General features: G+C 73.9%; 21 protein-coding genes. 8 read left to right on the plus strand and 13 right to left on the minus strand.

Annotated elements, in window-relative coordinates:
• Window positions 1-2: 2 nt before the first annotated feature.
• Entirely contained in the window at window positions 3-707 is a 705-nt protein-coding gene (locus tag AC069X_RS14890; RefSeq protein ID WP_478728691.1) for a succinate dehydrogenase, read from the minus strand.
• A gap of 95 nt (window positions 708-802) precedes the next feature.
• On the opposite strand from AC069X_RS14890, the gene AC069X_RS14895 reads away from it, so the two are divergent.
• The gene (locus tag AC069X_RS14895) at window positions 803-1681 is read left to right on the plus strand and encodes a LysR family transcriptional regulator (RefSeq protein ID WP_478728693.1); all 879 of its coding nucleotides are present in this window, start codon (window positions 803-805) and stop codon (window positions 1679-1681) included.
• A 128-nt stretch (window positions 1682-1809) separates the two neighbouring features.
• On the opposite strand, the gene AC069X_RS14900 is transcribed toward AC069X_RS14895, so the two are convergent.
• Together AC069X_RS14900 and AC069X_RS14905 are read right to left on the minus strand one after the other, a co-directional pair.
• Window positions 1810-3348 carry a class I adenylate-forming enzyme family protein gene (locus AC069X_RS14900; protein ID WP_478728695.1) on the minus strand — a complete coding sequence of 513 codons (1539 nt, stop codon included), beginning with the start codon at window positions 3346-3348 and terminating at the stop codon, window positions 1810-1812.
• 54 nt (window positions 3349-3402) lie between these two features.
• Complete coding sequence (locus AC069X_RS14905; protein WP_478728697.1) at window positions 3403-4062, minus strand: TetR/AcrR family transcriptional regulator; 660 nt, start codon at window positions 4060-4062, stop codon at window positions 3403-3405.
• A 124-nt stretch (window positions 4063-4186) separates the two neighbouring features.
• On the opposite strand from AC069X_RS14905, the gene AC069X_RS14910 reads away from it, so the two are divergent.
• Complete coding sequence (locus tag AC069X_RS14910) at window positions 4187-5254, plus strand: FAD-dependent monooxygenase (protein WP_478728699.1); 1068 nt, start codon at window positions 4187-4189, stop codon at window positions 5252-5254.
• A gap of 111 nt (window positions 5255-5365) precedes the next feature.
• Here AC069X_RS14910 and AC069X_RS14915 read toward each other — a convergent pair whose 3' ends face one another.
• Window positions 5366-7534, minus strand: a complete 2169-nt coding sequence (locus AC069X_RS14915) for a putative bifunctional diguanylate cyclase/phosphodiesterase (RefSeq protein ID WP_478728701.1) — start codon at window positions 7532-7534, stop codon at window positions 5366-5368.
• 167 nt (window positions 7535-7701) lie between these two features.
• On the minus strand, window positions 7702-8532 hold the full coding sequence (locus tag AC069X_RS14920; protein WP_478728703.1) for an SAM-dependent methyltransferase: 831 nt from the start codon (window positions 8530-8532) through the stop codon (window positions 7702-7704).
• An 806-nt stretch (window positions 8533-9338) separates the two neighbouring features.
• Here AC069X_RS14920 and AC069X_RS14925 point away from each other — a divergent pair.
• From AC069X_RS14925 to AC069X_RS14935, 3 genes are all read left to right on the plus strand, one after another.
• Window positions 9339-9554: a hypothetical protein gene (locus AC069X_RS14925; RefSeq protein ID WP_478728704.1), complete on the plus strand. Its 216-nt coding sequence runs from the start codon at window positions 9339-9341 to the stop codon at window positions 9552-9554.
• 58 nt (window positions 9555-9612) lie between these two features.
• The gene (locus AC069X_RS14930; protein ID WP_478728706.1) at window positions 9613-10383 is read left to right on the plus strand and encodes a bestrophin-like domain; all 771 of its coding nucleotides are present in this window, start codon (window positions 9613-9615) and stop codon (window positions 10381-10383) included.
• Window positions 10384-10573: 190 nt separating this feature from the next.
• Entirely contained in the window at window positions 10574-11341 is a 768-nt protein-coding gene (locus AC069X_RS14935; RefSeq protein WP_478728708.1) for a hypothetical protein, read from the plus strand.
• Between the two features lie 97 nt (window positions 11342-11438).
• On the opposite strand, the gene AC069X_RS14940 is transcribed toward AC069X_RS14935, so the two are convergent.
• Entirely contained in the window at window positions 11439-11939 is a 501-nt protein-coding gene (locus AC069X_RS14940) for a hypothetical protein (protein ID WP_478728710.1), read from the minus strand.
• Between the two features lie 353 nt (window positions 11940-12292).
• On the opposite strand from AC069X_RS14940, the gene AC069X_RS14945 reads away from it, so the two are divergent.
• Window positions 12293-12955, plus strand: coding sequence for a class F sortase (locus AC069X_RS14945; RefSeq protein WP_478728712.1), 663 nt, complete (start codon window positions 12293-12295; stop codon window positions 12953-12955).
• 65 nt (window positions 12956-13020) lie between these two features.
• On the opposite strand, the gene AC069X_RS14950 is transcribed toward AC069X_RS14945, so the two are convergent.
• From AC069X_RS14950 to AC069X_RS14960, 3 genes are all read right to left on the minus strand, one after another.
• Window positions 13021-13890, minus strand: a complete 870-nt coding sequence (locus AC069X_RS14950; protein ID WP_478728714.1) for a polysaccharide deacetylase family protein — start codon at window positions 13888-13890, stop codon at window positions 13021-13023.
• Window positions 13891-13981: 91 nt separating this feature from the next.
• Window positions 13982-17287: a bifunctional lysylphosphatidylglycerol synthetase/lysine--tRNA ligase LysX gene (gene lysX, locus AC069X_RS14955; protein WP_478728716.1), complete on the minus strand. Its 3306-nt coding sequence runs from the start codon at window positions 17285-17287 to the stop codon at window positions 13982-13984.
• A gap of 252 nt (window positions 17288-17539) precedes the next feature.
• Entirely contained in the window at window positions 17540-18727 is a 1188-nt protein-coding gene (locus tag AC069X_RS14960; RefSeq protein WP_478728718.1) for a CapA family protein, read from the minus strand.
• A gap of 357 nt (window positions 18728-19084) precedes the next feature.
• On the opposite strand from AC069X_RS14960, the gene AC069X_RS14965 reads away from it, so the two are divergent.
• A complete protein-coding gene (locus AC069X_RS14965) occupies window positions 19085-19618 on the plus strand; it encodes a sigma-70 family RNA polymerase sigma factor (protein ID WP_478728720.1) in 534 nt (177 codons plus the stop codon).
• A gap of 166 nt (window positions 19619-19784) precedes the next feature.
• Window positions 19785-20339 carry a hypothetical protein gene (locus AC069X_RS14970; protein ID WP_478728722.1) on the plus strand — a complete coding sequence of 185 codons (555 nt, stop codon included), beginning with the start codon at window positions 19785-19787 and terminating at the stop codon, window positions 20337-20339.
• A 77-nt stretch (window positions 20340-20416) separates the two neighbouring features.
• On the opposite strand, the gene AC069X_RS14975 is transcribed toward AC069X_RS14970, so the two are convergent.
• The 4 genes from AC069X_RS14975 to AC069X_RS14990 all read right to left on the minus strand — a co-directional run bounded on the left by AC069X_RS14975 (window position 20417) and on the right by AC069X_RS14990 (window position 25169).
• Complete coding sequence (locus AC069X_RS14975) at window positions 20417-20809, minus strand: hypothetical protein (protein ID WP_478728723.1); 393 nt, start codon at window positions 20807-20809, stop codon at window positions 20417-20419.
• 27 nt (window positions 20810-20836) lie between these two features.
• Window positions 20837-21697, minus strand: a complete 861-nt coding sequence (locus AC069X_RS14980) for an Fpg/Nei family DNA glycosylase (RefSeq protein ID WP_478728725.1) — start codon at window positions 21695-21697, stop codon at window positions 20837-20839.
• A gap of 84 nt (window positions 21698-21781) precedes the next feature.
• Window positions 21782-23845, minus strand: a complete 2064-nt coding sequence (locus AC069X_RS14985; RefSeq protein WP_478728779.1) for a SpoIIE family protein phosphatase — start codon at window positions 23843-23845, stop codon at window positions 21782-21784.
• A gap of 7 nt (window positions 23846-23852) precedes the next feature.
• Window positions 23853-25169: a DUF6777 domain-containing protein gene (locus tag AC069X_RS14990; RefSeq protein WP_478728727.1), complete on the minus strand. Its 1317-nt coding sequence runs from the start codon at window positions 25167-25169 to the stop codon at window positions 23853-23855.
• Between the last annotated feature and the right edge of the window lie 26 nt (window positions 25170-25195).

The following is a 25195-nucleotide window of genomic DNA, read 5'->3' on the forward strand; positions in this document are numbered from 1 at the left end:
GGTCAGCTCACCACTCCGGTCATGACGGCGACGGGCACGGACACGAAGCCCGCGAAGAGGACGAGGGCCAGGGCGTTGGCCAGGGACTTCAGCGTCCGGTCGCGCCGGGCGCTGCCGGCGCCGAGGGTCTGGGCGGCGCTCCAGAAGCCGTGGCGGACGTGCAGTCCGAGGGCGGCCATCGCCAGGAGGTAGACGGTGTTGCCGTACCAGGTGGAGAAGGTCGCGAGGACGTTCTCGTACGGGTGACCGGCCCAGGCGCGCTCGTTGACGGTGAGGGTGGTGAGGTCGAGGAGGTGCCAGACGATGAAGAGTCCGAGGATGACACCGCCCCAGCGCATGGTGCGGGTGGCGTAGCTCGCGCGGCGGCGCTTGCGGGCGTACTTCACCGGGCGCGCCTTGATGTCGCGGCGGCTGAGCTGGTAGGCGCAGACGGCGTGGGCGACGACGGCGGCGACCAGGACCACGCGGACGATCCACAGGGCCCACTCGTGGTGCAGGAAGGGGGATCCGAGGGTGCGCAGCCAGTGGGCGTAGCCGTTGAACTCGTCCGCCCCGAAGAAGATCTTCAGGTTGCCGAGCATGTGCACGACGAGGTAGCCGAGCATGACCAGGCCGGAGACGGCCATCACGGACTTCTTGCCGACGGTGGAGTCCCAGAGCGTGCGCGTGGTGGACGGCCGTCGATCCGTCCGCGTTGCCAGAGCCATGCCATTGACCGTAAGGACCAAGGTCCTGAGAGGTCCAAGACATGGCGGAGCTGATCGCGATAGGCAATGCCTATGAAGGGCGCTAGCCTGGGGCCATGCAGTTCCAGCAGCTGGTCTACTTCGTGGCCGTCGCCGAGACCCGGCACTTCACTCGCGCCGCCGAGCGGGAGCACGTGGCCCAGCCGTCGCTGTCCCAGCAGATCAAGGCGCTCGAACGGGAACTGGGGGCCGAGCTGTTCAGCCGGGCACGGGGGAACATCGCGCTCACCGACGCGGGCGAGGCGCTGCTGCCGCTGGCGCGACGGATCCTCGCGGACGCCGACACGGCGCGGCTGGAAGTGCAGGAGCTGGCACAGCTGCGGCGCGGCCGGGTACGCCTGGGGGCCACCCCGAGCGTGTGCACGGGGCTGCTGCCGGCGGTGCTGCGCGCCTTCCACACGGCGCACCCGGGCATCGAGCTGCTGATCGAGGAGAGCGGCTCGCTGGACCTGGTACGGGAACTCGCGCGCGGGGTTCTGGACCTGGCCCTGATCGCGCTGCCGCTGCCGCCGTCGGCGCCCGCGCTGACGACGGTGGAGCTGCTGACGGAGGACCTGGTGGTGGTCTCGTCGGCGTACCTCCCGCCGCCGGCGGGCGGCCGCGAGCTGACCATCGCCGACCTGCGCGAGGAGCCGATGGTGATGTTTCGGCACGGCTACGACCTGCGGGACCTGACGGTGGGGGCGTGCCGGGCGGCGGGCTTCGAGCCGGTGTTCACGGTGGAGGGCGGGGAGATGGACGCGGTCCTGGGCTTCGTACGCGCCGGGCTGGGCATCGCGGTGGTCCCGAACATGGTCGTGGACCACGCCGGCCCGGGCCTGCGCGCCACCCCCCTCGTCGGCTCCCCGCTGCGCCGCACGATCGCCCTGGCCCACCGCACGGACGTGGCACCCCCGCGCGCGGCCCGCGAACTGAAACGCGTCCTGCTCAACTGACCGTTCGAGCCTCGCCGGTGGTGGGGCGCGGGGCCGGCGGCGGAGCCCCTGGGAGCGGAGCGGTGGAGGGGCGATGCAGGGGCGGGCGGGAGACCGGCCCCGCGCGGCCGCACGCCGCCCGCGGTCGCTCACCCGTGGCGGCGCCCGGCCGCATCCCGCAGTCGCCGCTTGTCCGGCTTGCCCCGGTCCGTCAGCGGAATCTCCCTTTCCCAGAACACGGCCGTCGGCCGGTGCGCCGGGGCCAGCTCGCGTTCCACCAGGGCGCAGGCCTCGTCGGCCAACGCCCGGCTCGGCTCCCACCCGGCGGCCGGGACCAGGAAGGCACACACCTCCTCCCCCGTGCGCGGGCTCGGGCGTCCGACCACCACGGCCTGCGCCACGGCGGGATGCCGCGCGAGCGACGCCTCCACGGGCAGGCAGTAGATGTTGGCGCCGTTGACGATCACGATGTCCTTCACCCGGTCGTCCAGGTAGAGATATCCGCCCTCGCCGACGTGTCCGACGTCGCCGGTGCGCAGCCATCCGTCCCGCAGTACCCCGGCCGTCAGCTCGGGCTGGTTCCAGTAGCCGGCCATCACCGTCTCCGAGCGGACCCACACCTCCCCCTTGCTTCCGGCCGGGAGTACGGCGCCCCGCCCGTCCCGCGTCTGGAGCTCCACGCCCGTGACGGGGCGGCCCACGGAGGCCAGCAGCCCGGGCCGTCCGGCCACCGCCGCGTCGTGGTCGGCGGGGGTGAGCCGGCAGATCACCCCCGCCTCGTTCATGCCGTAGCCCTGCCGCCACCGCACGCCCCACCGGCTCACCGCCTCGGCCAGGCGGGCCGGGAGGACGGCCGAGGCTCCGTAGGAGACGGCTTCCAGCCCGGGGATCCCGCGCGCGGTCGCCGGATCGTCCAGCAGCCGGTACAGCATCGGCGGCGTCAGGTACGTGGACACCCGCCCCAGGCGCCGGCAGGCGGCCGCGAACTCCTCCGGCTCGAAGGGGTCGAGGATCTCCACCCTGCCCCCGGCACGGAGCTGCTCCAGGCACCGCCCGCCGGAGCGCTGGGCGAGGGTGGTGACCGAGAGGTACACGGACTCGGCCCACCGGCCCCCGCGGCCGCCGTCACGCGCGGCCATCGCACCGAACGTCGAGGCCACGCCCTTGGGCCGCCCCGTGGTGCCCCCGGTGTAGGTGACACGGGCGATGTCCTCCTCCCGCGCCCGGACCGGCAGCTCGACGGTCTCCCGTGCGGCCGCCGCGGCGAGCAGGCCGTCCAGGCCGAGCGCCGGCGCTCCGGTCGCCGCGACCGGGACGTCGTGCACCACCAGGCCCGGACGGCAGTCCCGCAGGATGAAGTCCACGCCGTGGACGGCGGGGCCACCCACGACCTGGGTCAGCCGTGCGCCCAGCAGGTGCGCGGCGAGCCGGACCAGCAGGGTTTCCGGCCGGTTGCCGCCCGTCACACAGGCCAGCCCCGTCCCCCGCCCGACGCCGGCGTCGTCCAGCACCCCGGCCAGCCGGTACACGGCGTCCAGCACCTCGGAGAAGCACAGGACCCCGGCCCCGGCCCCGGCCCCCACACCAGAACCAGCACCGGCACCGGCACCGGCACCGGCACCGATGGCAGGCCGTACCCCGTGCCGCTCCAACGCCTCGATCAGCTCGGTGACATACCTGGCACCCATGCGCACTCCCGCCTCCGCGATCCGGGGCGCCGGCGAAGATCCCGTACGCCGGCGTCAGGAGGGTATGAGCGGCCCCAGGGTCCGGTCGAGTCCGTCGGCCAGCATGGCGAAGGCGCGGTCGGCTTCGGCGACGGCCTCCGGGTAGGCCTCATCGGCACTCCGACCCGCCGAGATCCTCCGCCAGTTCTCCCGGCCCAGCTCCTGGCGGACGGTCACCAGGTGCCGGGCCGCCAGCCGGGCGGTGAACGAGGGCACCGACTCCGCTTCCAGGACCGCCGCGAGCAGTTCGACCTCGCGCGCCGTGTAGTGGGCGAGCCGGGTCTCCAAGCCGGCGGTCGAGTACAGCAGCCCCTGGAACGCGAGGACGTCCGGGTGGTCGCAGAGCCCGGTGATCGGGTCCCGCTCGGCGAGGGCGGCCAGGAACTGTTCGTGGACCGCCCGCACCGGGGTCAGGCCCGCCGGGCGGTCCCGCACGATGCGCGCCGCCTCGTCCTGGTGGTCGGCGAACCGGTCCAGCACGAGGTCCTCCTTGCTCGGGAAGTACCGGAACAGGGTGGGCTTGGAGACCTCGGCCGCGGCGGCGACGTCGGCCACCGACACGGCATCGAAGCCGCGCTCGAGGAAGAGCTCCAGCGCGGTGGCCGCCAGCTGGTTCTTCGTCCGCAGTTTCTTGCTCTCGCGCAGTCCCGTGCGCGGACCCGTCGTGTTCTCCATGCCTCCAGCGTGACACGAAAAAACAACCAAGTCAATTTCGTGACCGGGTTGCATTTTTGCCCGGGTCGCGCTTTCCTTGAGTCATCGACCCACCGAGGGCACTGAAGGACGAGAGGACACTGCGATGACCGACGTACTGATCGTGGGCTCCGGCCCCACCGGACTCACCCTTGCCTGCGACCTGGCCCGCCGGGGCATCCCGGCCCGCGTGCTCGACCAGCGGACCGGCCCGCACCGCGAATCCCGCGGCAAGGGCCTCAACCCGGAAAGCCTCGAGGTCTTCGCCGGCCTCGGCCTCGGCGAGCGGCTGTCCGCCGCGGGCATCCGGGGGCTGGTGCTGCGCAAGTACTTCGACGGCGCGTACGTCAACGACACCCCCTCCGGGGGCGGCCTCTTCATCGGCCAGTGGCAGATCGAGGAGATCCTCCGCGAGCACCTCGCCGCCCTCGGCGTCCGGGTCGAGTACGACGCCCGGGTCACCGGGATCGACCAGGACGCCGAGGGGGTCACCGCGCGGCTGGCGGACGGCCGCTCGATCCGCGCCGGGTACCTCGCCGGGTGCGACGGCGGGCACAGCACGACCCGCAAGCTCCTCGGCATCCCCTTCGAGGGGACCACGGACGAGACCCAGGTGATGGTGATCGGAGACGTCGAGGCGCCGGGCCTGAGCCGGGACCGCTGGCACCAGTGGTTCACCTCGGACGGCGGGGCCATGATGCTCTGTCCGATACCGGGGACACCGTCGTTCCAGCTCCAGGCCTCCCCGGAGCTCGACGAGGACGGCGCGCCGGTGCCGCCGTCACTGGAGGGCTTCCAGCGGCTCTTCGACCGGCACGCCCGGATGGAGGGCATACGGCTGGCCCGGGCGACCTGGCTCTCCACCTGGCGGGTCAACGTCCGGATGGCACCGCGGATGCGCGAGGGCCGGGCCTTCCTCGCAGGGGACGCCGCGCACGTCCACTCCGTGGCCGGCGGGCTCGGGATGAACACCGGTATCCAGGACGCGGTGGCCCTCGGCCGGACGCTGGGCGCGGCCCTCACCGGGGAAGCCGGGGCACAGGCGCTCGACGTGTACGGGACCGAGCGGCTGCCCGAGGCCGCGCGGGTGCTGGCGGACACCTCCGAGCGGCACCGGCGGGTCATGGCCGCGGTGCGCGTGCCCGGCCGGGGGACGGAGGCCGGCATGGGCTGATCCGGGCCGGCCCTCGGGCACCTGCCGCTCCCGGCGCCGCCCGCCCCTCGCGGGGCCGGGCGGGACGGCCCCGGCCGTGGCCCGCCACCCGCCGACACCGGGGGGCTCGGGTCAGGGGGTGGGGACGGCGTCCGAGAGGGAGAGGGCGTGGATGCGGTCCGGGGCACCCGGGCGGGCGTAGTACCAGCCCTGGGCGGTGTCACAGCCGAGGGCGCGGAGCTGGGCCGCCTGGGCTCCGGTCTCCACCCCCTCCACCGTCACCGCCAGTTCGAGGCTGTGGGCCAGGGAGACGATGCCCTCCACGATCTTGACGTCGACGGGGTCGGCCGGCTGCTGCTGCATCCCCTGGGTGAAGGAGCGGTCCAGCTTCAGGACGCTGACCGGGAGGCGGCGCAGGTTGGCCAGGTTCGAGTAGCCGGTGCCGAAGTCGTCGAGGGCGATGTCCACGCCGAGCGCGGCGAGCCGCCGCAGCGGTTCGAGGAGTTCGTCGTCGGCGCCGATCAGCGCCGATTCGGTGACCTCCAGGCACAGGGCGCCCGGCGCCAGCCCGGAGGACTCCAGCACACGGACGGTGTCGGCGACGAGGCCGGGGTGGTGGAGCTGGGTCGGCGAGAGGTTGACGTTGACGCGCAGGGCGGCCCCGCCGTGCTGGCGCTGCCAGGTGCGGGCCTGGCGGACGGACTCCTCCAGGACCCAGCGGCCGAGCGGCACGATCAGCCCGGTCCGCTCGGCGAGCGGGATGAAGCGGTCCGGGCCGAGCACCCCGTACTGCGGGTGCGACCAGCGCACCAGCGCCTCCGCGCCGTGCACGCTGCCGTCGTGCATGTGCACCAGGGGCTGGTACTCGATGAAGAACTCGCCCCGCTCCAGCGCCGCCGGCAGGGCGTTGGTCAGGCCGTGCCGGGTGATCGCGCGGGCGTCCGCCTCCGCGTCGGCGAACTCGAAGCGGTTGCCGCCGGCCGCCTTTGCCCGGTACATGGTGATGTCGGCGCTGCGGAGCACCTCCGCCGGGGTGCGCTCGCCCGCCCGGCCCTCGACGATGCCGATGCTGCCGCGGACCGACAGCTCCCGGCCCTCCAGCCGGATGGGGGTGGACAGCGCCGACAGGATCCGCACCGCCAGGTCGGTGACCTTCTCCCCGGGCTCCTCGTCGGTGCCGGCGGCGGGGCCGGTGGTGAGGGCGACGAACTCGTCGCCGCCCAGCCGCGCGACGACCTCGCCGGGGCCGGTGGCGCAGCTCTGCAGCCGGTCGGCGACCTCGACGAGGAGCCGGTCGCCCGCCGAGTGGCCGAGGCTGTCGTTGACCGCCTTGAAGCCGTCGAGGTCGAGGTAGCACAAGCCGAAGCGGCTGCCGGGGGCTCCGCCCAGGGCCTTCTCCAGCCGTTCGAAGAACAGGGTGCGGTTGGGCAGCCCGGTCAGCGCGTCATGGGTGGCCTCGTAGCGCAGCCGCAGGTTGAGGAGCCGGCGTTCGGTGGTGTCCTCCATCAGGGCCAGCTGGTACTGGGGGACGCCGTCGGCGTCGCGCAGCAGGGACACCGTGAGGTTGGTCCACAGCACGGTGCCGTCGTGGCGGTAGTAGGGCTTTTCGACGCGGTAGTGCTCGCGTTCCCCGCGGACGAGTTCCCCGTACATCTTCCAGACGTGCGGGGTGTCGTCGGGGTGGCCCCATTCGCTGACGTTGCGGCTGCGGACGTGGCCCTCCAGGCCGCCGAACATCTTGAGCAGGGTGTCGTTGACCTCCAGGACGTTGCCCTCCAGGTCGGCGATGCCGATGCCGACGGCAGCCCCCTCGAAGACCGCCCGGAAGCGTTCCTCGCTGGCGTGCAGGGCCTGCTGGGCGTCGGTGCGGGCCGTCAGCGCGGAGCGGGCGATGGCCTCCTGCTCGCGCAGGGTGCGCTCGCGGAGCGCGCGGGCGAAGCCTGCGGCGATGCCGTGCTGGAGCCGGGCGCAGCGGGACCGGTACTCCTCGGTGCCCTCGGTTCCGGCGCCGTCGGGGCCGCAGTAGAGGACCAGGTAGGACTCGACCACCCCCAGGGTGCCGGCGAGGGCCTCGGGGTCGGTGCAGTGCACGGCGACGAGCTCCTCGCCGACGCGCTGGGCGACGCCCGCGTCGAAGGGGCGGGCGTGCAGGGCCTCGGTCAGGGTCCGGGTGAGCGGGACGAGGTGCCGTTCGAACTCGGGGCGGGTCAGGGAGGTCGCCGTGACGGGAAAGATGGCCCGGCCCCAGATGGTGGCGAAGCGGGCGATGCGGTCTTCGAGCCCGCTGCGCAGCTCGCGCACCGGCGACGGTCCCTGGTGCGGGCCGGGCTGTGCGACGGGGTCCGCCGGGCCCGTCCGCACGCGCGCGTCCGCCGGGCGGGGGTTCGCCGGGCCGGGCCGGGGCGTCGGCCGTCCGGCGGGCGCGGGCTCCGCGGGGCCGGCGGGCCGGGGAGCCGGAGCGGGGAGTCTCACGCCTTGCGCCCCACGCCGCCGTAGCCGGAGAAGGCGTACGGATCCTCCGGATCCTCGCCGTCCGCGAGGGGCCCGGAACGTTCGGGGCGCCAGTCGGGCATCGACACCAGGCCCGGCTCCAGCAGCTCGAACCCGTCGAAGAAGCCGGCGATCTCCTCGTGGCTGCGCATGACGAGCGGGTTGCGGATGTCCCGGTAGACGTCGACGACCCCGCCCGCGACCTCCTGGGTGAGGGGGATGCCCTCGTAGGAGGCGTGGGTGAGGATCAGCACGCTGCCCGGCGCCAGCGCGTCGCGCAGTTCGGCGACGGCCTCGTAGGGCCGGTCGGCGTCCTCCAGGAAGTGCAGTACGGCGACGAGCAGCAGGGCGACGGGCCGGTCGAAGTCCAGCAGCCGGCCGGCTTCGGGGGAACCGAGGATGTCCTTCGGCTTGCGCAGGTCGGCGGTGACGACCCCGGTGCGGTCGTCCCCGGCCAGGACGGCGCGGCTGTGGGCGACGGCGACCGGGTCGTGGTCCACGTACACGACGCGGGCCTCGGGAGTGGCGGCGCGGGCGATCTCGTGGACGTTGCCGAACGTCGGGATGCCGGAGCCGATGTCGAGGAACTGGGTGACGCCCTCGGTCACGGCGTGGCGGACGGCGCGGCGCATGAAGGCCCGGTTGGCCTGCATGATCTTGGGCAGGCCCGGCATGAACTCCATGGCGCGGCGGGCGGCCTGGCGGTCGACCTCGAAATTGTGGGAGCCGCCCAGGTAGTAATCGTAGATGCGGGACACACTGGGCACCGATATGTCGATGCCTGGCGGGGCCCAGGCGGGGCGTTCCATCGGGGTCTCCAAGCCTCGTCGTGCCGTGGTCGGGCGGGTTCCGTCCGGGGGGCGGGACGGTGGTCGGACTGCTGTCCGAGCCGAATGTACTGATCATTTCCCAACAGGGCGAGCAAAAGCGGAAATTGGCGGTCCGTTCTTGGTCACACACCAAAGGCACGTGCGGGCCCCGCTGCCTGCGGCAAGGAATCCGACAAATACCATTTGAGATTTCGACTTCGAACGATCAGAAGCAGTCCACAACGATCCGGAACTGGCTCAAACTTCTAGGCTCCACACTCCACCCGTTCAGGCGAACCGACGCCCGGCCTCGCGTGCGCGGGCGCGCGCGGGCCCATGCTCCCCGGGTGAACAGAGCCTGTGCCAGACGCCTGCTGGCGGTCCCGGTCCTGTTGTGGGCGGCACTCGCCACCACTCCGGCCGTGGCCGATAGCTGCGCCTACGCGACGATCGGCGCCGGGGACGGCGGTGCCTCCGTCGAGGTGTACGCGTTCGCCGGAAACGGCGGCGCCGGAGCCGGCCGGGGTGGCGGACATCACGGCGGCCACGGCCACGGGCACGCCTGCGGCAACCGCGGCAAGGGACACGCGCACCACTGCCCGCCGCCGCCCCCGCCGTGCCCGCCGAAGCCGACGCCCAAGCCGCCGCCCCCACCCACGCCACCGCCGAAACCGCCACCGCCCAAGCCCACACCGCCGCCGCCGAAGCCGGCGCCCGAGCCTCCCCCGCCGGCCCCCGCGCCGCCACCGCCACCCCAGCCGGCCCCCAAGCCGCCACCGCCACCGCCACCGCCCCCGGCGCCCCGGGTGTACGAGGCACCCGCCCCGCCACCGCCGAAGCCCGCACCCGAGCCGCCGCCCACCCCGGCGACGACTCCGGCCCCCGCGCCGAAGCCGGTCGCCCGTCCCGCCTACCACGCCCCGACCCGCAAACCGGTGGAGCGCCACATCTCACCGGTCACCTTCACCCTCATGACCGCCGCCCCGGCCGTGCTCGCGATCGTCGCGCTGCGCCCGCGCTAGGCCGCACGGCCCGCCCGGCCGCCCGGCCGCATCCACAGCTCATCGATTGGGAGTCATCTTGTCGGAATGGCTCGTCCTGTCCCTCGCGATGGCCGCGGCCTGTGCCGTGGTGCTGTCCATCGCCTTCTTCAACCACCGCAGGATCGGCGAGGACGACGATCCGAACGAGACCCCGGACGTCATCGAGTACATGACGATGATGATCGGGGTGATCTACGCGATCGTGCTGGGCCTGGCGATCGCGGGCGTATGGGAGGGCCGCGGCGCCGCCCAGGAGTACGTGCGCCAGGAAGCCCAGGCCCTGCACGAGATCAGTGTCCGCTCCGAGGTCTACCCGGCCGAGGTGCGGAGCAGGATCCGCTCCGACGTCGACGCGTACGTGACCTACGTCGTCGAGACGGAGTGGCGGAAGATGGCCGACAGCGGCGAGATCACCGGACGCGGCGGGGAGCTGCTGGAGAAGATCCGCCGCGACGTCACCGACTACGAGCCGCGGACCGACCACGAGGGGCAGGCCTACCAGCCGCTGGTCGACCAGGTCGCGCTCGTGGACGACGCCCGCAACTCACGCGGCCAGAGCGCCGGGGCCACCATGCCCGGCGTCGTGTGGTTCGGGCTGATCGCCGGAGCACTGGTGACGGTGGGTCTGATCTTCACCCTGCAGATCCGGCGCTCGTTCCGCGAGATGCTGCTCGCCGGGCTCTTCAGCGCGCTGATCGCCTTCCTGCTCTTCCTCATCTGGGATTTCGACTCACCCTTCGGGCGCGGAATCGCCGCTACCGCCGAACCGTTCCTCGTCCAGTTCCCGCACCTGGGACTGAAGGACTGAGCACCCGCCCGCCCCCGGGAAACCGGGGGCGGGCCTCCCTTCGCCGGTTCGGCCTACGGCCGTGCCCCATTCGCCCGCTCCTGATCGCGGGTCACCGCACCCGCGCCTAGCGTGGCGGACATCGAGGTGCACGACCCCCCACGTGCGGACATTCCGCGCGACTGCGCCTCGGGGATCCGGAGGACCCACCATGGGTGCGATACGCGGCTCCGTCACCGCCCTGCTGAGCGCCGGCGCCCTCCTCGCGCTCGGCGCGTCCTGCGCGCCCACGGCCATGACACCCGGGGCCGCTCCCGCCGCCCTGGCGCCCGAGGCCGCGCCCGTGACCTCCTTCGCCTTCGCCGTCATCCCCTCCACGGTCGCCCCCGGCGGCCAGGTGATCCTCTCGGTCAGCGACTGCGACGCCGCGTACGCCACCGCCTCCTCCGGCGTCTTCGACACCGTCAGCATCGCGCGCGGCCAGACCGTCCGGGTCACGGTGGACCGCGACGCCCGCCGCGGGGCCCTGTACTCCGTCACCTTCACCTGCAACGGGGAGAACGGCTCCGCCGACCTCACCATCGCCGGCGGCACGACGGCTCCCACCACCAGCTCCACCACAGGCGCCCGGCGCACCCCCTCAGCGGAGGCCACCACGGGTGCCCGCCCGCGCGCCACCACCGCCGCTCCCGTCGCCACCACCCCCGCTCCCGTCGCCCCGACCACCGCGCCCACCGCCGCCCGCACCACCCCGCCCGCCCGGATCACCCCGCCCGCCCGGATCACGCCCACCGCGCGCGGCTCCGCCGGAGCCTCCCGCAGCGCGGCGCCGGCCACCCTCGGGGTGCGGGGCGGCCTCGGCGGCAGCGTGGCCGGGCTGGACCCCGTGGAACTCGGGGTGGGCGCCGCGCTCTTCGTGACGGCCGCGAGCGGAACGGTGTACGCCCTGCGCCGGCGCCGCCCGGCCCGCGGCCACTGATCCCTCACCCGCAAACTCCCCCGGCCGGCCCCGGCCACCGCCGGTCGCCCCGGGTCCGGGACCCGGGGCCGGCCGCGGCGGCGGTCTGCGGGGGGTGTCAGCCCCGGGAACCGGCCGGACGGCGGCGACGGATCACGTGAGCGCCCGCGCCGAGCGCCGCGATGCCCACCAGACCCGCCCCGATGGCCGTCTCGGCGGTGGACGGGCCGAAGGAGCCGCCGATGCCGCCCTGGGCACCGTTGCCCGGCAGGATCGTGAACCGGTGCGTGGCGACGAGGCTGTTGTCGTGGCACTTGACCGACAGCGTGTGGTTGCCGGGCGAGGCGTGGTTGAAGATCCGGACGGTCGCGAAGCCGATGGAGCCGGCCGACAGGTTCGTCTGCGGAAAGTTCCCGTTCGACCAGACCGTGCCGCCGTGACCGCAGCCCGAGGCGCTGACCTGCATCGAGGCGCCCTGGTGCACGGAGTACGGGTTGACGGTGACGTTGCTGGGCCCGTTGCCGCCGCCCTGCGGCGAGTTCGCGTCGGCGAACGGGGCACTGAGACCGATCGCGGCGCAGGCGGCCGCGGTCACGGTGAGAGCGCGCAGAACACGCATGGTGGAACCTCCAGCGGGAAGCGCCCCGGAGCGGTGGCCCGGGCAGATCGACGAGAACGCCTCCCATCACGAACCCTCGGTGCGCCGCGCAACCAGCGCATTTCCGCCTTTGGGCCGCCCGGTTGAGCGACACGCCGAAGCGCGGACTGATCATCTGACGGATCCGCAGGTCATGAGGCGTCAGGCATTTATGTGACGAATACCTGGATGGACGCACCCCAACCGGACGCACCACCCGTTCGCCCTCCTCCGGATCGCCGTCGCGGGCGTGCACCCTTAGCGTGCGTGAAGAAGGGCGTACCGGGGAGGGACTGGAACGCGGGTCGGGACCCCCGCGTCGGGAAGGGAGAGCCATGACCGAGGACGAGTACGAGCAGCGGCCGAGGAGACGCTCCCCCTGGGGAGCGCTCGCGCTGGTCATGCTCAGCGGCCTCGCCATGATCAGGAACGGGGCGAACGCGGAGGCGGGCCCGCCGCAGCCCGCCGCGGCCGCTGCGGTCGCGCGCGCGGACGAGCTGCCGGCCCGGGCGCCCACGCCGCCGGCGGACCTGGAGGTGCTGGAGCACTCGTCGGTGCAGCGCATCCGGATCCCGGCGATCAACGTGGACGCGCCCGTGATGACGGTCGGGCTGGACGCCCAGGGCTGGATCGACGCCCCGCCCCCGCAGGACCGCAACCTGGCGGGCTGGTACCTCAACGGCATCTCGCCGGGCCAGCAGGGTTCCGCGGTGATCGTGGGGCACGTGGACAACGCGCAGGGCCCGGCGGTCTTCTACGGGCTGGGCTCGCTCAAGCCGGGCAGCCGCGTCGAGGTGGAGCGCTACGACGGACGGACCGCCGTGTTCGAGGTGTACGGCGTGGAGGTGTTCTCGAAGGAGGCCTTCCCCGGCTCGCGGGTGTACGGGGACACCGGGCACCCGGAGCTGCGGGTGATCACCTGCGGAGGCAGCTACTCCAAGGCCAAGGGGTACGACGGCAACGTGGTCGCCTTCGCCCGGATGGTGGCGACCCGCTGACGAAACGATTCACCACGCGGCCCGCTCCCCCGTCCCCCCGGTGGGAGCGGGCCGGGCCGGCGGCCTCAGCGGGCCGGCAGGGTCATCCGGTAGCCCTGCCCGAGCAGCTGGGGGAGGTACGCCTCCAGCGCCCGGACGGTCTGCGAGCGGTTGCCGCCGGCGTCGTGGTTCAGCACGATCACCCCGGGTCCGGCCCCCGACAGCACCCGGGAGATGATCGTGGCGCTCCCCGGCTCCTTCCAGTCGAGGGTGTCCACGGTCCAGGCGAAGGGCTCCATGTTCAGGTCGGCGCCGATCTCGAAGGCGGCCCGGTTCCACGCCCCGTAGGGCGCCCGGAACCACAGTGGGGCCTGCCCCACGGCCTGCTGCACGACCTCGCTCGTGCGCCCGATCTCGGCCTCCAGGGCGGACCTCGACAGGCTGGGGATGAGCGGGTGCGTCCAGGTGTGGTTGCCGATGACATGGCCCTCGGCGGTCATCCGGCGCAGCAGGTCGCGGTTCTCGGTGGCCATCTCCCCGCAGACGAAGAACATCGCGCGAACGCCGTAGCGGGCGAGGGTGTCGAGGATGGCCGGGGTGTAGCGGGGGTCGGGGCCGTCGTCGAAGGTGAGCACCATGGCGTTGCCGGTGTCCGCCCCGGAGGGCAGTTCCAGGATGGGCCGGGTGCGGACGGCGGGCTTGGCGACGGGCGGCCGGGCGGGCGCCTCGGCGGTCATGGGCCGCAGCCGGTAGGACTTGTCCGGGGGGCCTTCGGGGCGGAGCCCGGGGGCACCGGGGGCGGGGGCGGGGCCGCCGGGCGCGGGTGCGCCGGCGGTGGCGCCGCCCTGGGGGCCGCCCTCGCCGGCGCTGAGGAGTCCGGAGGCGGCGGCGATTCCGAGGAAGACGGCGGTACGCAGGAGCACGCGTCGCCCTACTGTCGGCTCGTCATTTTTCATTATTACTACGTATCAACGAGATCGCCGGAGATGTCGAGAGGCGCGGACGCGCCCCGTCCCCGTCACCCCCTCGGACCAGCCACCCCGTTGGTCAGCCCTGGCGCACCAGCGGGAACGGCAGCGTCTCGCGGATCGTCAGGCCCGTGAGGAACATGACCAGCCGGTCGACCCCGATGCCCAGTCCGCCGGTCGGCGGCATGGCGTACTCCAGGGCGTCCAGGAAGTCGTTGTCGAGCTCCATCGCCTCGGCGTCCCCGCCCGCCGCCAGCAGCGACTGGGCCGTCAGCCTGCGGCGCTGCTCGACCGGGTCGGTCAGCTCCGAGTAGGCGGTGCCCAGTTCGGTGCCGAAGGCCACCAGGTCCCAGCGCTCGGCCAGCCGGGGGTCCTTGCGGTGCTGCCGGGTGAGCGGGGAGACGTCGGTCGGGAAGTCCTTGTAGAAGGTGGGGAGTTTCGTCCGCTCCTCGACCAGCCTCTCGTACATCTCCAGCACCACGTCGCCCCGGGTGTCGTCGGGGGCGTGCGGGACGCCCGCGCGGTCGCACAGCACGCGCAGGACGTGCTCCTCGGTGTCGGCGTCGACCTCCTCACCGAGCGCTTCGCCGATGGCCCCGTACATCGTCTTGACCGGCCAGGGGCCCGAGATGTCGTGGACGACGAGCTTGCCGTCCGGGCCCGCCTTGTGCGCGACCGGCGAGCCGAAGGCGGCCGTCGCCGCGCCCTGGATCAGCTCCCGGGTGAGGTCGAGCATCACGTCGTAGTCCGCGAAGGCCTGGTAGGCCTCCAGCATCGTGAACTCGGGGTTGTGCTTGTAGGAGACGCCCTCGTTGCGGAAGGTGCGGCCCATCTCGAAGACCTTCTCCATGCCGCCGACGCACAGCCGCTTGAGGTACAGCTCGGGCGCGATGCGCAGGTACAGGTCGAGGTCGTAGGCGTTGATGTGGGTGCGGAAGGGCCGGGCGTTGGCGCCGCCGTGGATCTGCTGGAGCATCGGGGTCTCGACCTCCAGGTAGCCGCGGTCCAGCAGCCCCTGGCGCAGGGCCTGCACCGCACTGGAACGGGCCCGTACGACGTCCCGCGCCTCGGGGCTGGCGACCAGGTCGAGGTAGCGGCGCCGGACCCGGGCCTCCGGGTCGGCCAGGCCCTTGCGCTTGTCGGGGAGGGGGCGCAGGCACTTGCCGGTGAGCTGCCAGGAGGCGACCACGACGGACGGCTCGCCGCTGCGGCTGGCTCCGGCCTCGCCGGTGGCCACGACGTGGTCGCCGAAGTCGACCTGGGAGGTGAAGGCGTCCAGTACGTCCGGCCCGGACTCGTCCCGGGTGAACATCAGCTGGGTGTCGCCGGTCCAGTCGCGCAGTACGGCGAAGACCACGCCGCCGAGGTCGCGCACGACCATCACCCGTCCGGCGAGGGTGACCCGCTCGCCGCTGCGGCCGCCGGCGACCCGGCCGGGGTGGGCGGCCTTCAGGGCGGCGACGGTGTGGGTGCGCTGCGGGATCCCGACCGGGTAAGGGTCGGTACCGGCGGCCCGGATCCGCTCCAGCTTGGCGTGGCGCACCCGGACCTGCTCGGGCATCCGCTCGGCGGGGCCCCGGCCGCCGTCCTCCTCCCCGACGAGGTCCAGGCCCAGGGATTCGATGGAGGGCAGGTCGGCGGTGTTGGCGGGGGCGGTGAGGCCCTTGGCGTGTCCGTTGCCCCAGAGCTTGCGCATGCTCGGCACGGAGACGAAGCCCTCGGCGATGCCGGAGGCGAGGCTGACCCGGGCGAGGGAGCCGGCGTCCTGGTAACAGAGGAACCTCGGGTACCACTCGGGCCCGTACTTGACGTTGGAGCGGTACAGCGCCTCCAGCTGCCACCAGCGGGAGAAGAACAGCAGCAGCCTGCGCCACAGCTTCAGCACCGGGCCCGCGCCGATCCGCCCGCCCTCCTCGAAGGCCGAGCGGAACACGGCGAAGTTGAGGGAGATCCGGTGTACGCCCAGGCCGGGGGCGGCCGCGCAGAGCTGGGCCACCATGAACTCCATGACCCCGTTGGGGGCGGCGCGGTCGCGGCGCATCAGGTCGAGGGAGATCCCGTCCTTGCCCCAGGGAACGAAGGACAGCAACGCGATCAGCTCGCCGCCGGCGTCGAAGGCCTCGACGAGCAGGCAGTCCCCGTCGGCGGGGTCGCCGAGCCGGTCCAGGGCCATGGAGAAGCCGCGTTCGGTCTCGGTGTCCCGCCAGCGGTCGGCCCGGTCGACGATGGTCCGCATCTCCTCCTCGGTGAGGGCCGAGTGGCGGCGGATCACCGTGGTGGCCCCGGCCCGCTTGACCCGGTTGACGGCCTGCCGGGTGACCCGCATGTCGCGGCCGTCGAGGTCGAAGTGGGCGACGTGCAGGATGGCCTCGTCGCCGAGCTGGAGGGCGCTCAGCCCGGAGCGGGCGTACGCGGTCGCCCCGCCCTCGGAGGCGCCCATCACGGCCGGCTGCCAGCCGTGGCGGCGGGCGACGCCCAGCCAGGCGTCGATGGCGGGGGTCCAGGCTCCGGGGTCCCCCACCGGGTCACCGCTGGCCAGGCAGACCCCGGCCTCCACCCGGTAGGTGACGGCGGCCTTGCCGTTCGGGGCGAAGACGACGGCCTTGTCGCGCCGGGTGGCGAAGTAGCCGAGGGAGTCGGCCCGCCCGTAGGCGCCCAGCAGCGCGCGGATCCGGGGCTCCTCGTCCCCGTGCAGGGCGGCGGTCAGCCGCTGGGAACGGAAGAGGGTCGCGGCCGCGTTCAGCAGGGCGAGGGCGCCGAAGAGGCCCAGCAGGAAGTAGAGCGGGCGGGGCGGGCGGCCGTCGAACTGCCGGGCGGAGAAGAGGCCGCCGAAGACCTGCTTGGCGGACCAGTCCAGCCACTGCCCCTTGGGCAGGGTGCCGGGGAACAGCGCGACCAGGGCCCAGCCGAGGAAGACGGCGCCGAGCAGCCCGAGGCCGAGCACGAGCATGGCCCGCCAGATCGCGCCCGGGCGCGAGGCCGCGTAGAACTCCTTGCGGGCGGCGACGAGCACGCCGAGGGCGGCCACCGCGAGGACCATCGAGACGCCGCCGACCCAGAGGTCCCCGTCGGCGATGATCAGCAGGTCGACCAGGATCAGCAGGGCCAGATAGGTGACGACGATCCACCAGGCGATCTTCTTGCGGGTGCCGAGGGCCGCGGCGAGGAGGAAGAGGAAGACGGCGTACGCGAGGTTCTCGCTGACCGGCACCACGAAGTCGTCGAGGAAGCGCACCACGGGCCGCAGCAGCCTGCGCAGCGTCGGGGAGAGCGCCAGCAGGGCGCAGACCAGGCCCAGCGTTCCGAAGAACGCCCCGAAGGCGTCCGGGACCCGGTGCAGGAAGCGGTTGCGGGTCCCGCGGGTGTCCTCCAGCGTGGCACTCATGCTTGGCACTGTAGGGAGGGCCGCGCCGGTCCGCGCGCCGAACCGGATGGCCCCGGGAGGGTGAAGGAGCACGTGGACACGGGATGCGGGTGCGGCACCGACGGGCCGGAGGTGGTCCTCGCCGGGGTTGACGGCCCGGAGTCCTCGCTCCGGGCGGCGGCGTACGCGGCGGGGCCGGCGCGGCGCCGGAACGTGCTGCCGGCCCTGGTGGACGTCCGGCCGGTGACGGTCGTTCCGTGGCGCCGGCGGCCGTCACCCGGCCCGTTTCAGGCCGTCCTTGGCGGCGCCCCGGCCGAGCACGGCCTCGGTGACGGCCTCGTCGGCGCTCTCGTACGCTTCGTCGCCGGGGTCCTCGGCGAGGGCGGCGGGCAGGTTGACGACCCGGCCGATGGACAGGTCCATCATCTGCGGGACGAACTCGGCCTTCACCACCTGCCAGCGCTGCCCGGGGGCGGCGGGCGGGGCGAAGGCGAAGCGGGCGATGGAGCCGTAGTTGCCGCGCAGGTCGCGGGCGCCGGAGTGGTTGAACATCTCCCCGGCGACCTGGTCGCCCATCCCGTAGACGATCCAGGTGCCGTTGACCTTCTCGTAGGCCTGCGGGACGTGGGCGTGCGTTCCCAGGATCATGTCGATGTCCGGGCGTCCGCCGCTGGCGGAGGCGGTGAGCGCCTTGCCCAGCGACAGCTGCGTCCCGTCCGGTTCGGTCTGCCACTCGGTACCCCAGTGGATGCTGACCAGCACCACGTCGGCGCCGGCCTTCCGGGCGGCGCGCGCGTCCGCGACGATCTCGTCCTGCCGCATCAGGTTGACCGCCCAGGGCTGCCCGTCCGGCATGGGGTAGCCGTTGGTGCCGTAGGTGTACGCGAGGTGGGCGACCTTCGCGGAGCCCGCCGTGTAGAGGGTGGTCTTCGCCGCCTCGGCCGCCGTGCGGGCGGAGCCCGCGTGCCCGAGGCCGACCGCGTCGAAGCGGTCGAGGGTGCGCTTCAGCCCCTCGGCCCCGTCGTCCAGGGTGTGGTTGGAGGCGGTGGAGCAGCCGTCGTAGCCGGCGTCCTTGAGGGCGTCGGCGATGGTGGGCGGGGAGACGAAGGCGGGATAGCCGCTGAAGGGGCCGTCGTCCTCGCCGTAGATGGTCTCCATGTGGCACAGGGCCAGGTCGGCCGCCGAGACCACCGGTTTGACCTTCGAGAACATGGGGCGGAAGTCGTACCCCTCGCCGCCGGCGTCGGCCGCCGCCCTTTTGATCACCGAGGTGTGCGGCAGTACGTCGCCGCTCGCCACCAGGGTGAACCCCTTCGGGGCGGGGGCGGTGGCGGCGGGGGCGCCGGCCGCGCTGGAGCCGAGGCGGGCCGGGGTCCGGTCACCGGGAGCGGAGCAGCCGGCCGCCGCGGGAAGCAGCAGGGCCGACAGCAGGACGAGGACGTGCCGGGTGCGCTTGGTCATCTCTCCCAGCTCCCACTTCGTAGCACTGTCGGATGAGATGAAATCCATAGGAGAAGGGGTTCCGAGTCAAGGAGCGGCACCGGCCTCCGGCCGCTTCCCACCCCGACGGCCCATGGCCGTTCGCCGCGCCGTTCGACCGTTCGTCGCCCGGCGCGGCCGCCCACCGGACCACCCGGGGCCTTGGGCGCAACGCCCCCGCCGGACGGTTCCCGGGCGGCTCCGTGCAGGTGAGGGTGAGTGGGACGCCCACCGCCGGCCCCGCGGCCGGGCCCCTCGGCCGAGCCGCCGGCCCGGGCCCTCGTGCCCGGCCCGCGGCCCCGGCGCCCCAGCGGACCCCGGACCCGGAAGGAGCCACTCGTGTCGCCCTCCCCCACCCTCCAGCGCACGGAACCCGAGGCGCTCGCCGAACTCCAGCGAGACCACGGGCGGGCCCTGTTCGGCTTCCTGCTCGGCCTCACGGCCGGGGACGCCCAGCGCGCCGAGGACCTCGTCCAGGAGACCCTCGTCCGCGTCTGGCAGCACCCGGAGGTGCTGGCGAGCGGGCACGAGTCGATGCGGCCCTGGCTGTTCACGGTGGCCCGGCGGCTCGCGATCGACGCCCGGAGGGCGCGGCTCTCGCGGCCGCAGGAGGTCGACCCCGACGGTCTGGAGCAGGCGCCCGCCGCCGAGGACGCGGTGGCCGGCTCGGTCACGGCGATCGACGTCCGGCGGGCGGTGGGCAGCCTGGGACCGGAGCACCGGGCCGTGCTGATGCAGGTCTACTTCCAGGACCGCTCGGTGGCCGAGGCCGCGGCTGAGCTCGGGATCCCCGCCGGAACGGTCAAGTCCCGTACGTACTACGCCCTGCGCGCCCTGCGGAAGGGTCTCCAGGGGTACGGACTCGGCGCCTGAACGCCCCTCCGGGCCCTGGAGACGCGCCGCAGAGTCCCTCGGGAAACACTCAAGGAACGCCCTCGATGCACACGATCCGGACACGGAGCACACCGATATCGGCACCAGTCCGTGCAAGTTGAGTAAACATCCCCCGTTCCGCGAGCCGTCCGGTGAAGGCTCGGGGATGACGGCGGCAGGCTCGACGCGCGGGAGAGGTGGAACGGTGCAGCCCGAGGGTATGAACGGCACCAGTGACGGCGGACTGGCGGTGCCCATGGCGTGGCTCTACGCGGAGTACATCGCCGACGAACTGCTGCGCACGGGCCGGCTGATCCCGGTGAGCACGCTGGAGTTCCGGGCCGGACGCGACACGCTCGCGCTGACGATCTACCTCTCGGACGCGGCCGGGGAACTGTCGGGGATCCGGGTGGTGTCGCAGCTCGACGAGTGGCTCTCCCTGACGGCGTACGGGCACCCCTGGCGCGACTGGGTCCACACCCGGTTCCTCGCGCTGGGCGAGGAGGCCCGCGAGCGCGGCCGCGGCGAGGACCCCGACCTCGAACTGGCCCGGGCGGCGTGGCGGTGGCTGGACCGCACGGAGCTCTTCGCCACCAACCTCGACCCGGGCCGCTCCGGCCGCGGCGACACCCCGCCCGCCCTGGACGAGAACGTCCGCGTGTGGACCCCCGCGTGGCAGCTCGGCCTGCCGCTGGGACACCTGGCGATGCACCTCTTCTGAACCGCCCGACGGCCCGCCCACCGCACGGCCCGCCGGCCCGGACCCGCGCCGAGCCGGCCGGGGCGGCCCCGCGCCGGCTACCGCGCCGACTCCGCCGAGTCCGCCGAGTCCGTCACCAGGCCCGTGAAGTCGGCCTCGTTGCGCTCCGCCCGGCGCACGTACCAGCGGGCGATCAGCCACATCACCGGGTACGCCCCCAGCCCGAGGGCGAGCCACACGAGCGGGCCCGCGGCCGGCCGGGGCAGCAGGAAGCCCAGCGGCAGCAGCCCGAGCACGAGGGCCAGCACCGTGAGCGCGCCCAGCCCGGCGCGCAGCTGGCTGCGCATCAGGGCCCGTACGTAGGTCGCGCCGAGGCTGGTCTGCTCGGAGATCTCCGAGCGGGCGGGGGTGTGCGCGGGCGGGCGGCGGCGGGCGCCGCGCGGAACGCCGGTGACGGTCTCCCGCCGGGGCGGCGGCTGCTGCTCGGCCATGGAGCCGGAGTCTACGCAGCGCGCCGGCTACTTGAGGAGGCGGGAGAGCCTGCGGTCCGCGAGCGGCTTGCCGCCGGTCTGGCAGGTGGGGCAGTACTGGAGCGAGGAGTCCGCGAACGACACCGAGCGGACGGTGTCCCCGCACACCGGGCACGGCTCGCCGTCCCGCCCGTGGACCCGCATCCCGCTCTTCTTCTCGGCCTTCAGATCCTGGGCCGCCAGCCCGTGGGCCCGCTCGACGGCAGCCCGCAGGGTGTCCCGCACGGCCCCGTAGAGGTGGGTGACCTGCTCCTCGTCGAAGGAGGAGGCCAGCTTGAACGGCGACACGCGTGCGACGTGCAGGATCTCGTCGCTGTACGCGTTCCCGATCCCGGCGATCACGCCCTGGTCGCGCAGCACTCCCTTGATCTGCCGCCGCTCCCCCGCCAGCAGCGCCGCGAAGGCGTCCCGCCCGAAGCCCTCGGCGAGCGGGTCGGGGCCGAGGCGGGCGATGCCCGGCACCTCCCGGGGGTCGCGCACCACGTACACGGCCAGCCGCTTCTGCGTGCCCGCCTCGGTGAGGTCGAAGCCTCCGCCGCCCTCCAGTACGAGGCGCAGCGCGAGCGGCCCCTTGCCGGGGCGGGGCGGCCGGGCGGGGAATTCCTCGCGCCAGCGGAGCCAGCCGGCCCGGGCGAGGTGGGTGACCAGGTGGAGCCCGCCGGCGCGCAGGGCGAGGAACTTGCCGTACCGGGCGACGGGGCCGGCGGGCTGCCCTTCGAGGGCGGTGGGGGGAGGGTCGTACGTCTTGAGCACGCTGACCGCGAGCGGGAGGACGCGTTCGACCACCCGCCCGGCGAGGTGCTCGTCGAGGAACTCCCTCAGGGCCTCGACCTCCGGCAGCTCGGGCACCCTCCCAGCCTCCCGCCGCCCGCCGCCGCCCGCGACCGGAGCGGCACGGAACAGAACGGCACGCGGCGGAGCGGCCGGGGGTGCTCAGCCCATCACGAACTCGCACCACACGCACTTGCCGCTGCCCCTGGGCTCCACGCCCCAGACGTCCGCCAGCCGGTCCACCAGCATCAGGCCCCGCCCCGAGACCCCGGCCTCGCCCGCCTCGCGGCGGCGCGGGAGGGCGCTGGAGCGGTCCTCCACCTCCACCCGCAGCCGGCGCTCCGCGCCCGCCAGGACGCGCAGGGTCACGATCGCCGGGCCGTCGGTGTGCATCAGGGCGTTGACGATCAGCTCGTCCGCGACCAGTTCGATCTCGTCGGCCCGCTCCCGCGCGCCCCACGAACGGACCGCCGCGCCGATCATGTGCCGGGCGGCGACGAGCGCCTCGGGGTCCCCGGGGGCCACGTGCTGCTGGAGCCGGCCCGCGCCGGGCCGGGTGTCCTCGCCCTGGCGGCGCAGCAGGAGCAGGGCCATGTCGTCGTCGCCGCCCCGGTCGTCGACCACCTCGCACAGCCGGTCGGCGAGCCGCTGGAGGTCGTCGGGGCCGCCGCGGACCAGGGAGGTCAGCAGGCTGACGCCGTCGTCGAGGTCCGCGCCGGGCTGTTCCACCAGCCCGTCGGTGCACAGGACGAGCGTCTCCCCCGGGTCCAGCTCCACGGTGGTCACCGGATATTCGAGCCGGCCGAACTCCGCCGACAGGCCGAGCGGCATCCCGCCCTCCACCGGCAGCCTGCGGCACTCCCCGTCGAGGGTGCGCAGCAGCGGGTCGATGTGTCCGGCGCGCACGATCTGGAGGACTCCGGTGGAGAGGTCCGCCTCCACGTAGGTGCAGGTCGCGAAGCGGTCGGTGTCCAGTTCGTACAGGAACACCGAGGCCCGGGCCATCACGGTGCCCGGGGAGTGCCCTTCGGCGGCGTAGGCGCGCAGCACGATGCGGAGCTGGCCCATGACGGCCGCCGCGTGGGTGTCGTGGCCCTGGACGTCGCCGATGACGGCGCCGACCCGGCCGCCGGGGAGCTGGATCACGTCGTACCAGTCCCCGCCGATGTCCTGGCCCATCCGGGCCGACCGGTAGCGCACGGCGATCTGCGCCCCGGGGACCGCCGGGATCCGGCGGGGCAGCATGGCCTGCTGGAGGCCTTCGGCGAGGTCGTGCTCCTGTTCCAGCAGCATCGCCCGCTGGAGGCTCTGGGCGATGCTGCTGCCCAGGGCGACCAGCAGGTTCCGTTCGTCCTGGGTGAAGCCGTCCTTGTCCTGGTAGAGCAGCCCGATCGCGCCGATCGGCCGGGCCTGCGCGATGAGCGGCAGGTACGCGGCGGCCGATATCCGCATGGAGGAGATCTTCGACCAGAGGTCCGGGTACCCCTCGGCGAACTCCTCCGCGGAGTCGAGGAAGCGGGGCTGGAGCGAGCGGACGACCTCGCTCATCGGGTACTGCTCGTCGACGCGCGTGTAGCGGGTGCCGGGGACGAAGCTGTCGGCGGGGCCCTCGGCCACCAGGTGGATCCGGCCGGCCTCGACCAGGCCCATCACCATGCCCATGGAGCCGAGGCGCTCCAGCCCGTGGGCGTCGCCGATGACGTCGATGACGTCGCGTACGGTCCGGGCGTGCGCGAGGGCGGCGGTGGTGCTCTCCACGACGGAGGTCTGGCGCTGCCGCTCCTCGTCGAGCCCGAGGCGTTCCGCGGAGTGGCTGAGCTCCTCGGTCGCGTCGCGGACGATGCCGATGATCCGGTACGGGCGGCCGTCCGGGCCCCGCATGACGCGGCCCTGGGTGTGGGTCCAGCGCAGGGTCCCGTCGCGGCAGCGGATCCGGAAGTACGCGCCGTAGGTGTCCTCGCCGCTCTTGAGGGCGCTGGAGACGAGGGCGTCCAGCCGGGCCGACTCGGCGGCCGGGACGCGCGGGGACAGCGATCCCGGCCGTCCGTCGTACTCGTCCGGGGTCGTGTCGAATACCTCGAGGGCCGCCGTGTCCATGTGCATGAGCCCGGTGACCAGGTCCCAGTCGAAACTGCCCATCCGGTTCAGCGACAGGGAACGGTCGGCGTGTGCGGGCCAGTCCTCCGGCAGCGATACGGTGCTCGGCACCGGTCCACCATGACACAGCGGGGCGTCAGGCGCTCTCCAGGTACGGGGGCTCGTCCGTGGCCGGCAGCTGGTCCGGGTAGCCGTCCGGGGCGGCGGGATCGGCCGCGTCCGGGGGCAGGGCCGGGTCACCGCCGGTGCCCGGGCCGTCGTCCGGGGTCAGGGTGATGCCGGGGTCGGACGGGCCGGTGCCGGGCAGGTCGCCGGGCAGGTCCCCGTTCGGGTCGGCCGGGGCGGCGCCGGGGCCGTCGGACGGGGGCGGGTTGCCGCCGGGGGCGTCCTGCGGGGAGGCGGGCGCGCGGGGCACGGTGCCTGCCCCGGGCGGGCAGGGCACGGCCGAGGGGGTGCCCGGCGTGGGCGGGTCGGCGGGCACGGCTGAGGGGGCTCCGGAGGGCGCGGCCTGCGGGGGCTGCGGCGGGGTGGTCCGGGCCAGGCTGTCGGGGCCGGTGGGGGCGCAGGGGTCGGAGGGCGGGTCCTCGGCGGGGGTGGCGGGGGCGTTGGGGATGCCGTCGGCGGGGTCGTAGGGGGGCAGCGCCCTCGGGGGCTTGTCCTGGGCCCCGTCGTCACCGGCCTTGCGTTCGATCCAGGTGTTGTCGGCGATGTTGACGATGACGAGCCGTTTGATCACCTGGATGGTCGGCTCGATGACGATGACCTGGTGGGGCTGGTAGCCGTTCCACTGGTCGCCCTTGAGGACCGGGCTGCCCTTGGCGGAGCGGGGCGGTCCGAGGGGGTTCCCGCAGGCGCAGCGGACCCGGGGCATGCCGTGGTCGTCGACGAGGACGGCGCTGCCGGCCTGGAGCACGGCCTGGTAGCCGTCGGCCCGGCCGTCGCGGAAGCCGTGGTTGGTGACGCGGGTGTCGGCGCGCAAGACCACCGGGGTGAGGCCGCGCAGGAAGTCGGGGAGCTTCTCCGCTTCGATCCCGGAGGCCTGGGCGAAGGAGCGGGCCTTGGCGTCGTCCGAGGCGAGGAGGGCGACCTGGCGTTCGACGTCGCAGCTGCCGAGCCGGCTGGTCCCGCCGTACAGGCCGGGGGTGGCCGCGCCGACCGTGCGGATCCCCCGGCCGGTCGGGTTGGGGAGCGGGGGCTGTACGGGGGCCGATTCGGCGGTGGCGGAGGAGGGGGTGAAGGGGTCGGGGCCGGCGGCGCCGACGGGCTGGAGGGTGAGCGCCTGGCTTTCGGGGACGGGGCCGTTGGTCTGTTCGGGGCCGGTGCCGCCGCAGCCGGCGGCGATCAGGCCGAGGAGGGCCAAGACGGCCGTACGGGCCGGAGCGTGACGGCGCGGTGCCTGACGGCGCGCTGCCTGACGGGATGTCGGTGCGGGCACGTCGTTCAGGTCGTTCACGCTGCTCTCCCTTTTCGCCCCGGTTG

The organism is Streptomyces sp. NPDC043896 (assembly GCF_056435605.1).